Origin of the sequence: Amycolatopsis sp. cmx-11-12 (assembly GCF_046269425.1) — a bacterium.
Lineage (GTDB): Bacteria > Actinomycetota > Actinomycetes > Mycobacteriales > Pseudonocardiaceae > Amycolatopsis.
In genome coordinates this window covers 352,719-364,826 of record NZ_JADNQM010000001.1, presented here as the reverse complement: position 1 = coordinate 364,826, position 12,108 = coordinate 352,719, and the positions used below count along the sequence as shown (strand labels likewise).

General features: G+C 63.9%; 14 protein-coding genes. 3 read left to right on the top strand and 11 right to left on the bottom strand.

Going from position 1 to position 12,108, the window contains the following annotated elements; translation table 11 throughout:
* Nucleotides 1-48 precede the first annotated feature (48 nt).
* From ACLARN_RS01790 to ACLARN_RS01760, 7 genes are all read right to left on the bottom strand, one after another.
* Entirely contained in the window at nt 49-279 is a 231-nt protein-coding gene (locus ACLARN_RS01790) for a helix-turn-helix domain-containing protein (RefSeq protein ID WP_409489525.1), read from the bottom strand.
* Nucleotides 280-1,854, bottom strand: a complete 1,575-nt coding sequence (locus ACLARN_RS01785; protein WP_409489524.1) for a DUF3631 domain-containing protein — start codon at nt 1,852-1,854, stop codon at nt 280-282.
* The gene (locus ACLARN_RS01780) at nt 1,854-2,393 is read right to left on the bottom strand and encodes a hypothetical protein (RefSeq protein WP_409489523.1); all 540 of its coding nucleotides are present in this window, start codon (nt 2,391-2,393) and stop codon (nt 1,854-1,856) included. The genes ACLARN_RS01785 and ACLARN_RS01780 overlap by 1 nt, the downstream gene beginning before the upstream one ends.
* Nucleotides 2,394-2,424: 31 nt before the next feature.
* Entirely contained in the window at nt 2,425-2,709 is a 285-nt protein-coding gene (locus ACLARN_RS01775) for a hypothetical protein (RefSeq protein WP_409489522.1), read from the bottom strand.
* A gap of 138 nt (nt 2,710-2,847) precedes the next feature.
* Nucleotides 2,848-5,046, bottom strand: a complete 2,199-nt coding sequence (locus ACLARN_RS01770; RefSeq protein ID WP_409489521.1) for a cell division protein FtsK — start codon at nt 5,044-5,046, stop codon at nt 2,848-2,850.
* On the bottom strand, nt 5,046-5,729 hold the full coding sequence (locus ACLARN_RS01765; protein WP_409489520.1) for an ABC transporter permease: 684 nt from the start codon (nt 5,727-5,729) through the stop codon (nt 5,046-5,048). The genes ACLARN_RS01770 and ACLARN_RS01765 overlap by 1 nt, the downstream gene beginning before the upstream one ends.
* 212 nt (nt 5,730-5,941) lie before the next feature.
* Entirely contained in the window at nt 5,942-6,169 is a 228-nt protein-coding gene (locus ACLARN_RS01760; protein ID WP_409489519.1) for a hypothetical protein, read from the bottom strand.
* Between the two features lie 145 nt (nt 6,170-6,314).
* On the opposite strand from ACLARN_RS01760, the gene ACLARN_RS01755 reads away from it, so the two are divergent.
* Entirely contained in the window at nt 6,315-6,668 is a 354-nt protein-coding gene (locus tag ACLARN_RS01755; RefSeq protein ID WP_409489518.1) for a GntR family transcriptional regulator, read from the top strand.
* Here the strand turns inward: ACLARN_RS01755 and ACLARN_RS01750 are convergent.
* A complete protein-coding gene (locus ACLARN_RS01750) occupies nt 6,665-6,865 on the bottom strand; it encodes a hypothetical protein (protein WP_409489517.1) in 201 nt (66 codons plus the stop codon). The two genes, ACLARN_RS01755 and ACLARN_RS01750, sit on opposite strands and share 4 nt — an antisense overlap.
* A gap of 142 nt (nt 6,866-7,007) precedes the next feature.
* Here ACLARN_RS01750 and ACLARN_RS01745 point away from each other — a divergent pair, with 142 nt between their 5' ends.
* Nucleotides 7,008-8,441: a hypothetical protein gene (locus ACLARN_RS01745; protein ID WP_409489516.1), complete on the top strand. Its 1,434-nt coding sequence runs from the start codon at nt 7,008-7,010 to the stop codon at nt 8,439-8,441.
* Here the strand turns inward: ACLARN_RS01745 and ACLARN_RS01740 are convergent.
* The 3 genes from ACLARN_RS01740 to ACLARN_RS01730 all read right to left on the bottom strand — a co-directional run bounded on the left by ACLARN_RS01740 (nt 8,400) and on the right by ACLARN_RS01730 (nt 10,552).
* Nucleotides 8,400-9,296: a phosphotransferase family protein gene (locus ACLARN_RS01740; RefSeq protein WP_409489515.1), complete on the bottom strand. Its 897-nt coding sequence runs from the start codon at nt 9,294-9,296 to the stop codon at nt 8,400-8,402. The two genes, ACLARN_RS01745 and ACLARN_RS01740, sit on opposite strands and share 42 nt — an antisense overlap.
* A gap of 123 nt (nt 9,297-9,419) precedes the next feature.
* Nucleotides 9,420-10,313 carry a helix-turn-helix domain-containing protein gene (locus tag ACLARN_RS01735; protein ID WP_409489514.1) on the bottom strand — a complete coding sequence of 298 codons (894 nt, stop codon included), beginning with the start codon at nt 10,311-10,313 and terminating at the stop codon, nt 9,420-9,422.
* Nucleotides 10,310-10,552 (bottom strand): hypothetical protein, encoded by a 243-nt coding sequence (locus ACLARN_RS01730; RefSeq protein ID WP_409489513.1) that lies wholly within the window; start codon nt 10,550-10,552, stop codon nt 10,310-10,312. The genes ACLARN_RS01735 and ACLARN_RS01730 overlap by 4 nt, the downstream gene beginning before the upstream one ends.
* Before the next feature lie 170 nt (nt 10,553-10,722).
* Here ACLARN_RS01730 and ACLARN_RS01725 point away from each other — a divergent pair, with 170 nt between their 5' ends.
* Nucleotides 10,723-11,934, top strand: a complete 1,212-nt coding sequence (locus ACLARN_RS01725) for a helix-turn-helix domain-containing protein (protein ID WP_409489512.1) — start codon at nt 10,723-10,725, stop codon at nt 11,932-11,934.
* The last annotated feature ends 174 nt before the right edge of the window (nt 11,935-12,108 follow it).

Here is a 12,108-nt window from a genome sequence, read left to right as displayed (position 1 = left end):
ATCCACCGTTGCCGCACCTCGTCCCAGTGCAGTCCGCCGTCCCCTCGACTACGCCGTTTCGCCATAGCTGACCCCCGCTTCGTTCATGAGCAACTGGACGTAGTCCTGAATGGCGACGGCCGGAACGAGCCGGGCGCGCCCCTGCTTGACGGAGCGCAGACGCCCCGCGCGCAACTGTTCGTAGATGACCGATCGGCTCATCGAGAGCAGGCGCATCGCTTCCGTGATCCGGTAGAGGTGCCGTTCAGGCACTGCGACCGGCATGGGCACTGCGTTCATCTATGCCTCCCCCTTGGCGCTCGACATGGGCGTGCTTTCGCCCGCGACCTCCGCGACCGGGGCAACCGCGCAGGTCATACCGGGCGCGGAGGTCGCGTTGGTGCCGCAACCGTCCGCGACCTCCGGCGCTGCCGCGGTTGCGGAGGTCGCGGAGAACAGCGGCGGCGAGTCGGGGAGCGATGTCCCGTTGACCTGCGACGTTGCGGAGGTCGCGGAGGTCGCGCCCGATTCGAGCGGCGGCAGGTAGCGGCTCCACGCGTCGGCAAGTCCTGCGTCGCCGTCGATGCGGTAGCCCTTGAGGGTCTTGCCGTTGACCTTGAGGTCCTTCGGCCTGACTAGGTACCGCTCCAGCTCCTTGGCCAGCCTCCGGCTATCGAGCGGCTTGCCCTGGAGATCAGTCCACGGGCCGTCTTCGATGTCATGCAGCTCGCGAATCAGCTCAGCCGTGACCATGCGGTCGACCCTCTGAGCACCGAAGACCTGCCGGATGTCGGCGAGCAGGCGCACGCCGAGCGACACCGTCTGCGGTCCGTTCTCCAGGACGAAATGCCGACATGCCTTCCGGGCGGTTTCCGGCCAGTGCCCACCGGCCGCGTCCGCGATGGCGAGCAGCGGACGCCAGATTTCCGCCGCTCGATCCCGAACGCCGTCCGGGCGCTCTGGTCGTGCCCGGCTGACCTCGTCGCCGACTCGGCTCATCCAGGCTTCCAGTTCGCCGCGAACGGGAGCCGACTCGCGCTCGACGTCCTCTTCGATGAACTCTTCGACCACCTCATCGAAACGGCGCTTCCGCATGTGCACCGTGATCGAACGCGTGGTGATGGTGTCGGGCATCCCTCCGGCGATCCCGGCCAGCGCGACCGGTGCATAGACCGGAAAGCGTGTGACGTTCATGCTCTTGGCGTCGCCGACGCATCGCGTCACGGTCGCCGAGCGCTTGTACCCAGCGTTGAGCAGCGCCCGGAGATCTTCGTTGTTACCGCCCGTCTTCGGGTTGAAGACGGCATCGATCTCGTCGAAGAGCAACGTCATCGGGCCTTCGACAAGCATCCGGAAAATGGCCGCCGGAGTGATGCTGATCGTCATCTCCGGCTTGGCGACGAGGTATTGCCCGACCTCCATCACGCGCGTCTTGCCGCTGCCCGGTTCCGCGGAATCGAGGATGAGCCTTGGCGTGACGTAGAGCTTGTCCGCGATGTGGGTGTGCGCGTACCACAGCGCCAACATGGGAGCCGTGTGCTCGTTCGGGAACGCCGAGAATCGCGACACGAACGTCACGACCGAATCGAGCACCTCGTGACCGTCCTTGACGAAGGCCCCGACGGGCGGCGGGCCAAGCCACGTGAGCGGTTCGACTGGCGCCGTCTCGGGCAGAGCCTGATTCGGCTGGACGCCCCCATCTTCGGCGGGCTCGTTGGCTGTCTTGCGGGCACGCCAGACGCGCTGACAGTTTTCCGTGCAGAAGTCTGCCGACGGGGACTCACCGCGCGGACGACCACACTGAAGGCAGCTGGGTGCCGGTTCGTCGGCGATCAAGGCATCGATCGCGGACACGGCGTCGACAATCGCGGCCATCAGGCAGCCACCTCCAGACGAGGAAGTGAGCCGTCGGCCTCTTGGTACCGCCTCCACAGGTCGTCGAGGTGCTCGGTGTCGTCGAGCCGATCACGGAGGTAACCGGTCGACGCCTCCTGAGTTACGGCCTGTTCCAGGCGGACGGCGTGTGCCAGAACTGCGCGACGGTACGCGCCCTTGAGTACCAGGGCCTTCAGCCAAGAGCCGTAGTAGGACGGAGGCAAGATCGGTCCGTCGCTGTAGGTGTCCGCGATCCAGATGCCAAGAGCTTGCAGCCGGTTGGCGCCGCCCGACCGGGGAGTCGGGGACGTCTGCGGGTAGATCTCGTTCCTTTCGCGAGCGTGGTCCATCAGAGCGACCGGGGTAGCCGCTTGGTTGGCGGCCACCAACTCGATCGCGAGTTGAAGCACGTGGGCAGCGACCGGCGAGCCGAAATCGTCGGCCCGCATACCCGCGAGCAGTCGTCGCACCGGAGTGATGGAGCACTGCATGACACAGCCGAGAAACTGACGCTCGGGGTCGATCAGAGCGGTCTTCATAGGGCACCTTCCGAACGAGTGGCAGAGGAGGTCAGTGGTCGTCGTTGCGTCGGTTGCGTTCCTGGGCATCGCGGAACGAGCGACGAGCACGGAGGAGGGAGTTGTAAGCGCGACGTCCTGCGCGAAGAGTCCGGCCGCTGCCGTCGCAGCGACGGCAAAGCCTGATCGCCCGGAAGACCGGCGAGCGAAAGAAACCAACGCCACGGCACGAGCGGCATGCCTTGTACGGGAAGACGGCGCACGACCAGGTGTAACCGAGAGCGACGAACGTCAGGAAGAGGAAGAACAGGAACGTGAGGTTGGTCAGGGGGTTCAACGGAGTCTCCTGGGCTGTTTTGGGCCGCAATCGGCCTACGCCTCTAGGTCCTAGGGCGCTGATCAGGGATGTCTTGGAGGTCTAGGGAGGGCTCTAGGTCTAGAGGCAGCAGGCTCTAGACCTAGAGCCCTCCGCTAGCTAGCCGTTCTTGCGGTTCCGCTCACGCTCGGTGAGTGCGTCGGCGATCCATTCGCGCTTGACGCCCATGCGGTTCGCGCCCTTGCCTGTGTTCGGGTCGTTGCTCCAAACCTGCTTGGTAGCGATCCCCAGAGGCTTGAGCGCGGTGGAAAGCTGAGTCGCCTTCGCTGAGCCAGTCGGCAACTCGGCCCATGGGCCGTAGGTGGCGGGCCGGAGTTCGGCGAGCTGATCGACGATGGCTTCCGACCATGCTTTGTCCGCGTCGCCGATCGCTGCGAGCACATCGGCAAGCAACGTGTCGGTGTCCTCGTCCTCAGCAGGAGTCATGTCCAGCCCGGCGGCGTAACCGGTCAGCCGTCCGGCCGCCAGTCGTGCCGCGCGAGCACGCGCTGAGATCTTCTCGGCGTCCGGGCCGTCGATGTAGACACCCCGCGTGATCCGCGGTTCGTCTCCCTCACCGGCGAGATACCCGATTCCCTTGTCCCGGAAGGAAAGCGTGGTCGCGCGGATGCCGTTCCGGTAGGACGACGTGCCGAGCACCATGTCATTCGCCTGCTGCCCGGTGACCTTGAGGCAGAACCTCATGACGGCGTTGTCGCTGATCGCGGTCGGGATGCTCTTCGCGTCCGGCCGCTGGGTGGCCAGGATGATGACGATGCCCAGAGCGGGGCCGCGCTTCACCAGGTCGGTGCAAATCTCCTCGATCTCCGCGCCATGGTCTGGGTGCTCGAACCACTTCTGACACTCGTCGACGCCGATCACGATCGGGTGTAAGCCAAGGGACTTCTTGGTGGCCAGCTCCGGCGTGACCTTGTTCTCCGGACATAGATCCTTCGGCAGCTCTCGGATGACCTTCGCGCGTCGTCGAAGTTCACTGCTCAGCGCGCGGAGGTCGGCAACCGCGTAGGCAAGGTCTTCTGGCTCGTCTCCCGCGCGGTACCGGTGTGAGACCGGCGCGAGCGGCGAAAGGTCGCCTGTGCCCTTGAGGTCGTACGAATGCAGTTCGGCACGCGGGTCCAACGCGGCGATCAGAAGCAGCTCTCGCAGGGTGAACGTCTTGCCCATGCGTGGAATGGCGCCGATGACCATCGAGATGAACATCAGGGTGACGTCGACCCACCGGCCGCGCTGGTCCGTGCCGAACGGCTGAGGCTTGAACAAGTCCACGGTGCCCGGCTTCCGTAGCGGCCAGACAGCCTGACGGGACTTGGACAAGTCCTGATCGCCGACCCAGAGCACCATGCGTCCGGGATGAACCTCCGCGTTGCCCTCCGGCCAGACGCAGCCAAGCGGACGGCCGAGACCAGACGCGAGCTTCGCGCGACGTTCGATCACTTCGGCGACCGTGACGCCGGGCGGCAAGTCGACGTCGGCACGCCAACCCGGACCGTCGCGGGTGATCGGCGCAGTAAAGCCGATCGCGTTGGGATTCTTGGCAAGCGCCTGGTTGATACCCGCGATGCCCAGTACGGAAAGCGCCTGGATCACGTTGTCGCTGGTGAGCTTCTGCACTTGTCCGGACATCACTGCACGAGACGACACCACAGGGTTGTCCTTTGTGGTGCCGAGCTTGCCGAGCACCCCTACCGCGGCTACGCCGCACGCCCAGATCACCCACCCCGGCAACACGTTCGGCAGAACGAGGACCAGGACGAGGCCGATCGTCGACACGAGACCAAGCTGAATGAGCCGTAGCACGACTCGCCTGTCTCGCTGCTGTGACAGCTTGAGATACAGGTCAGCCTTGTCGGCAGAAGCCGTTTCGGAACGAGCCGGACGGCCTTCCGCGTCGGTCACATAACGGCCGGTCGCCGCGAGCAACAGCAGAAGTCCGCGCGGGGAGCGCACCGCCAGCTTGAGCGCGTACAGGGGCGACCGTGCGGCGTGGTACCCCGCTTTGTGGGTGTAGTGCTTCCCGACCCACTTTGCCGCGTCCTTGGCGTCGGTCGCCGATTTGAGGTAGCTGGGAATGACTGGCAGTCGGTCCTGTGACCGCAAACGGTCCAGCCATGACGAGCCATCGGCGGTGGGGGTGTCGACGTGCGCCTTCGGTGTCGGCTCAACCGACTCGTCGATTGTCTCGACGTCGTTGACTGTCGGGACGAGTTCGGTGGTGCTGGGCGCTGCACCGGCAGGGAAGGCGATCACGCGGCCGCCCTCTGACTCTTCACCGCGGAATTCGTCGGTGGTGGTGCTCATCAGTTCTTCACCTCCATGTCGGTGTTGTCGCGCACCAGGTGGGCTAGAGCGGCACCGCTTCCGAGCACGACGACGGGCAGACAGGACACGAGCGTGGTGACTGGCCAAGGTGCCTGGGTGACAGATGCGGCGGACATCAAGTGATAGGCGACTTGGCCGACCATTCCGAGACCGAGCGAGCCCAGTGCGGACCACTTCGCGAACCTGCGCGCTCGGTCCGTGTGCGGCGAACCTGACAGCCAGACTCGCAGGGCAAACGCCGAGTACGCCTCAACCCCGATCGGCAGAGTGATCGCCGAGTTGATCGTCAGGTCATCCCAGATACCCGGCAACACCTGAATCGGTCCGAACCCGGTAAGCCGACCGAGTCCGACCCACCCGCTCCACACCGCTACGAATGCCGGCATTGCCAGCAGGAGGACGGGCCATAGCTTCACGGGTCGCACCTTCGCGCCGGTACCTGGGTCTGCGACGTCCGTGACCTGTGAATTCGTGTCGTCTTGGCGCGATTCACGCAAGGTCACTTGATTCGGATCCGGCACGATGTCGTCCGGCTTGGACTCGGTTTCAGTGGCGGGTTCTGGCACCGCATGCAGCGGCCGGGCGGGTTCTGCTTCGTCGTCCTGTGCGATCGCTTCGAGGATGGCGCGAGCCTTCGGCGCACCTACCTTGAACTCGGCCATGATCCGGTTTCGAGAGGGGATCTCGCCCAGTTCCGTGATCCTGTCTCGGACTCGGGGAAGAAGTTCGGTAACCGAAGGCGGGTAGGCGCTTCCGGTGTCCGTAGGCAGGTTGAGCCCTACCATTGGTATCTCCTGACTGGCTTTGAGGTGGTTGGGAGATCCCGGTCCGGCGGGTGGTTCTTGGCGGTTCCGTGCGCCGGATCGGGGCGAAATCAAGCGGCCGAGCTGTCTGGCCTCGCTCGGAGTGTCGAGCTGACCGTCTGACGGCTGATGCGCCGGACGTGCCGATGTGTGGCTACGCGGTCCGAGACCGAAGGCGGTCCGACCTGCGTGAGTTCCTGGTCGTGAGTCGTCACGAAGTACTCGGCGATCATCGCGTCGATGTCCGATTCGAACAGGCCATCGGGTGCGTAGCTGAGAGCAGAGACGAGCTCTTCCATGGTGTTGAACTCCAAGTCGGTTTGAGTGCTCCCGGTCGGGAGTGGGTTCGTGTCGAACGCGTCTCAACGTAAATCCTGTCTATCAACTCTGTCAACAGACTTGCAGGAACTGACTTAACTGAGTTGCTTGGCCTACCCTTGAGGGATGACATCCCTGGACCCGGACGACCCGCGTGCGCCGTACCTGCAAGTGGCAGGTGGCCTGCGGGCTGCCATCGCGTCGGGGGAGTACAGCCCTGGTGCTCAGTTGCCGACCTATCAGGAACTTGCCGACTCCTGGGGAGTAGCCCCGAACACGGCCAAGAGCGCGGTTGCTCTCCTGCGGGATGAAGGCCTTGTGGTCATCCGACACGGCAAGGGGTCCTTCGTTCGAACCCAGCCTGCCGAAGGCGCGACCGCGAACCGAGCAAGTGACTCGTCGGATGAGCGGGTCTGGCAGGCCATCGCCGACGTCCGTCGTCGCCTCGCTGAGGTAGAGCGTCGGCTAGGGCCGAGCTAGCTCGACAGTGCGCGGAGGAAGCTCACGACGCCGTCGATCACGGCTCCGATTCCGTGCACCGCGTTGGTGACCCAGCCTGCCGAATCGGCGGGGTGCTTGACGACCATGACGCCGATCGCCACCAGGATGATCAGGCTGACAACCTTCGGCAGGAGGCCGCTACCGCTCTTCATGACCGGGAAGTTGCTCTTTGCCATCGCCGTTCCCTTTCGTCTAGCGACTCTGCCCTTGTGGCTGTGCGTCGCTGATGTACCTAGGAAACCGGCCGAGGGCGGGGGTGCAGCAGTGTGTTTGCGGGGGTGCAAATGTGCACTATGGGGGTGCACGGGGGGTGCTTTAATGACCACGGAGGTACTCGTGGTCGAGAAGGGGAAGCAGCCGAACACGCTCTTAGCAGGGGTGATGCGGCAAGCGGGGGCGACGAACAAGGGCCTGGCGCGGCGTGTGCGCGAGCGCAGCCAAAATGACGGTGGAGAGCCGGTCAGCTCTGACCATGTCTCGGTCAAGCGCTGGCTTGATGGCACGACGCCGCATCCGCGCACGTGTCAGTTGATCGCTGCCGTACTCGGCGAGCTGCTTGGCCGTCCGGTGAGCTTGGGGGAGATCGGCTACGCGGACAACTCTCCGGGAGGCAGCGACGACGTCGGCCTTGAGTACCCGGAGGAGGTCGCTCACAGCGTGGTGGCGCTCGGAGCCATCACCGAGCTTGAGCTGAGGACGCCGACGCGTGTCGGGCCGCTCTCCGTCGTGCCGGAGGCATGGAGCGGGCTCGTCGTGCGATGGCTCACGGACTCCGACACCGATCGATCACGGCCGCCGTCCGAACCGCGTTCGATCACGGTTGTGGACGTCGAGGCCGTGCGCGAAGCAACCACGATGTTCAGCGGGTTCGACTACAAGTACGGCGGTGGGCGTCCGAAGTCTCTCGTCGCGTCGTTCCTGGACCAAGAGGTCTTGCCGAACATCCCGCACGTGTCGCCGCATGACCCCGTCGGGCGCGAGTACTTCCGCGAGGTTGCGGCGCTGACCCGGCTCGCCGGATGGACGGCTTACGACACGGGAGCGCACGGGCTCGCACAGCGGTACCTGACTCAGGCTTTCCGACTGGCGAAAGCAGCAGGGGACAAGCCGCTGTGTGGCCGAATCCTCGCGGGAATGTCTCACCAAGCGAATTTTCTCGGCCACTTTCAGCGTGCCGTCGATTTGGCTCGCGCTGCCTACAAAGGCGCGAACGGCCACGCCACGCCAACGACGATGGCGCTTTTCCATGCCATGGAGGCAAGGGCGCTTGCATCCATGGGCAAGGAGGAGGACACGACCGCGGCCTTGCTGACGGCCGAGCGATGGCATGGCCAAGGTAGCCGCGAGAATGATCCGGAGTGGATTCACTACTTCGATGCGGCTGAGCTGCACGCCGAATTCGCGCATTGCTTCCGCGACGTTGGTAATGCCGAGCTTGCCAATCACCACGCCGCCGCATCGATCGAGGCATCGGAATCAACTTACGTTCGCAGTTTGTCATTCTGCCGGACTGTGCTCGCTACGTCACACCTGCAAGGCGGCAACCTGGACGAGGCGCTGCGCGTAGCGCGAGCAGTCGTCGAGACTGCCGCAAGCCTGAAGTCTTTCAGAGTGATTTCGTACCTGGATGATTTCCAGTTGAGACTAGGTGCCCACGGGGAAGATCCGTTGGTGCGGGAGTTTCTGGAGTTCTCCGGCCAGCATCTGCCCTCAAAAAACTCGCCAGTTTCGAGGCGCCTGATCGTCGCGTAGGTCAGAGATTCGCTTGTAAACTTCCGCTTCGACTTCTGGCGACTCGTCTACCTTCTGGGCAAGCCATGTCGTCATGTTCAGCTCGCGGGCTGCCCGGACGACCGGGAAGCCTGGCCAGTCGATCGGATCGAATCCGTAGGCGTCGGCATAGCTCCGATACTCGGCATCGGTTGCCCACCCAAAAGCTTGATGTCGCACGGAAAGCACAGCGGCGTCCCATTCTCGCGGTCCGTATGCGAAGTCCTCGAAATCGATCAGGTACAGGTTGCCATCCGTTGAGCGCATGACGTTACCGGGATGGGCGTCGCCATGGATCGGTCCGGGTGGCAACTCGAATTCGAGTGCTTCAAATTCTTCCAATATCTCCTCGTAGCGGCCTCGTAAGAACGTCAGGTCTGATTCGGGGAGTTGCCCATCAAGATGCTTGATCCGTGCCTCAAACTTTGACATGGGGGAGAATTCGGGCAGGCTGAAACTTGGGGCAGGCAGCGCATGCAAGTCGTGCAGAATCTTGCCGAATTCAGCGGCTGTGACTGTCTCGCCTTGCTCTGGAATGAACTCCCAGAAGGTGACAGGCAGCCCATCCTCAACGACGGGTTGGTCGACAATGCCGGTCGCCAATTTCGCAGAGGGAAACCTGTGCTCTTCGAGCCAAGCGGCAACCTTGACCTCCTTGATGGCAGCCTCGATGGACCGTCCAACGCGGCCGACCAGCGAGTTGTCAGCAAGGCTGTAGAGGGCGTTCTCGCCAAAACGAAGCGATACCGCTTCCGTCGAGTCCACGTCGGAGTGGTTGCACGCCACGTTGAGCACGGTTCGTGCCCGTTCCGGCGTGAACGGCGTGGTAGATGTCATCAGACTCCTGTCGGGGGTGCTTCAGTCCAGGCTAAGGGCTGTGCACAGGGGGCCGCTGTCCGAACGTGGCAGCAGAGTGGAACCCAGTCGGTGCGCCTATCGGGTAAGTGCACCGACCGGGAGTCAGGTGGGCCTTCTGCTGGTAGTGCTGAGCGTGTTCTGTTCGAGTTCGCGTGTTCGGTTGGCGAGCCATTCCCGGGACTGGTGGTGGTCGAGTGCGGCGGCATCGAGGTGGTTCAGGAACTCCTGGTAGAAGGCGATCTCGGTGTCGTCCTCCAGGAAGAGGCTGGCAGTGAGGGCGTCGACGTGGAGCACGGGTTGATCGACTTCGTGCCGGAAGATCGTGAAGTCATGGCGGCTGTCGAAGGTTTCGGTGCTGGCGGGTACGAGGTAGATACGGCAGCGCGGCAGCGCCGACGAGATCTGGAGATGAAGCAGTTGCTCGTACAAGACCGTCGGGTCGGCGAGCGTTGTGTAGAGGGCGTCTTCGTGGATGTAGAGGGTGAGCGCGGGGCGTGAGTGCCGGGTGAATATGGCTGTTTGGCGGCTGAGTCGTGTTTCGACAGCTGCTTCAAGCTCGGGACCAGCGGTGTGGCCGTACCGTTGCAGGACGGTCCGTATGTAGGCATCGGTCTGGAGCGGAACGGGAATGAGATCCGGGCTGTACGTGGTGATCGACATGCTCTGGGCTTCCAACAGGGTGAGGGTGCGAAGCCGGTCGGGCAGTCCAGCATCGTGGAATTGCAGCCTGTGGTCATGGGCTTCGCTTGCCAGCGCGACGAGCTCCTTGAGTTCCTCGGGAGTGGCGTGTGCGCGAGCAAGGTAGATCGCGACTTCTTCCGGGAGGACCGAGCGTTGGCCGCTTTCGAGCCGGGAGACTTTGGGGACGTTCCAACCCAGGTTCCGCGCCATGTCCGTGCCGGAGTACCCGGCACGTTTGCGGACTCGCCGAAGCTCGTGGCCAAGTTCCCTGGTGCGCGCGGTCGATGGTTCGTGCCTCGATGGTTCTTGACTCATGGGTTGTCTTCACCTCGCTCGATGTCCCCGCCGGTTTGCTCGATGGCCTGACAAGCAAGCTCGTCAGCGCGGGCTGTCAAGTCATTGCCAAGGCCGACAAGCCGTTCACCAAGCTCCCGAAGGCATTGCCCATACGCTGCGTCGTTGGGCTGTAGGTGCCTAAGTTCGAGCGTGGCAATGCCGGCACTCTTGTTCACGTTGGCGAGCTTGGCCAGCAACTCGATATCACGCCTGTGCACGCCTGGCCTCCGTCGCGGGTCCGCCCGGCTCTTGGTTTCCGCTGCTCAACGTCACGACATCGAAGCTATGAGCGATGGGACAACTGAAGGAACAAGAAAAGGACAACAGCGCGTAGTAGGTCGTACCGTAGGAGTAGACCGATCACCCCCGTACCGGGAGCGAACCCGCCATGAGCATCGACGACTTGCCGCGCGACGGCATCGGACGCCGCGTCCGGGCTGCACGAAAGCTTGCGGGCATCACACAGGATCAACTTGCGCAGCGTGCCCATGTGAGCCTGAGCCTGGTCAAACAGGTGGAGCAGGGCAAGACACCCGCAAGCGCTGGATTCACGGCGGCGGCCGCGCAAGCGCTCGGCATCGCGCACACCGATCTCACCGAGCAGCCTTACCCGATCCAGGATCGTGACTCACACCGCGTCCACTCGGTCATTCCTGCTCTGCGGCGTGAGATCGCGTCGTACTTGCTGCCGCCTGAGGACGTAGTCCCCAGGTCGATGCCCGAACTTGAGCAGTCGGTGCAGCACGTTTCCAAATTGCGGCACAGCGTGGTCCTGGACGAACTGGGCGTTGAGGTTCCTGGTCTGCTCGCCGAGCTTCGCGCGAAGACCTACATCAGTAACGGCCGCGAGCAGGAACTCACGTTTGGTCTGCTCGCAGAGGCATACGCGGCCGCCGGACAAGTTGCATACAAGCTCGGCTACGTCGACCTTTCGTCCTTGACGACCGAACGTTTCGAGTGGGCCGCAGAGAAGTCCGGCGATCCGCTCGCTATGGCGGCCGGAGCGTTCTACCGCGCTGGTGAGCTGATCAACTCGGCCGAGTGGCGCGGAGCGCTCACCTACCTTGAGCACGCCCGCGCCCAGCTCGACGGCCAGCTACGTGGCGGTGAGGAGGCAGCGCATGCGCTGTACGGCGCGCTCCACCTCAAGTCTGGTCTTGCTGCTGCTCGTGCTGGTGATACCGACACCAGCGAGACCCACCTTGGCGAAGCGCGCCAGCTCGCTGCCCACGTCACACCAGGCTCTGACTACTGTCGCCTGGCGTTCGATCGTGACAACGTCGCGATCTGGTCGGTCGGCCTGGCCGTCGAACGGCGAGACGGTACGGAAGCTGTAAAGCGCGCATCGGAGATGCAGATTAGTCCGACAACCCCTGGTGAGCGGGTTGGTCACCACTGGATCGACCTTGCCCGCGGCTTCCAGCTCCACGGAGACCGAGCCCGTTCGCTCCAGGCGCTCCAGCTCGCGCGTCAGGTCTCGCCCCAGCAGACCCGCTACCACCCGCACGTCCGGGAAACCGTGATCACGCTCGCCGAGCAGGACCGTCGGAGGTCGGAGACGCTGGCGGGGTTCGCTCGCTGGGCGAACATCAAGATCTGAAGCGGCTACCAGGTGTGCAGCGCCGTGATCGTGGACTAGAGCCCATCAGCGAGGTGTTCGCAGCGTTTGCAGTTGCGTAGGTCCATGCCGCCCACTCCTGCCTCGAACGGACCGTCGATCACCCACACGAGGGCGCCGCAGAGCGCTTCCTTTTGTACTCCCGCGCGTCCGCCG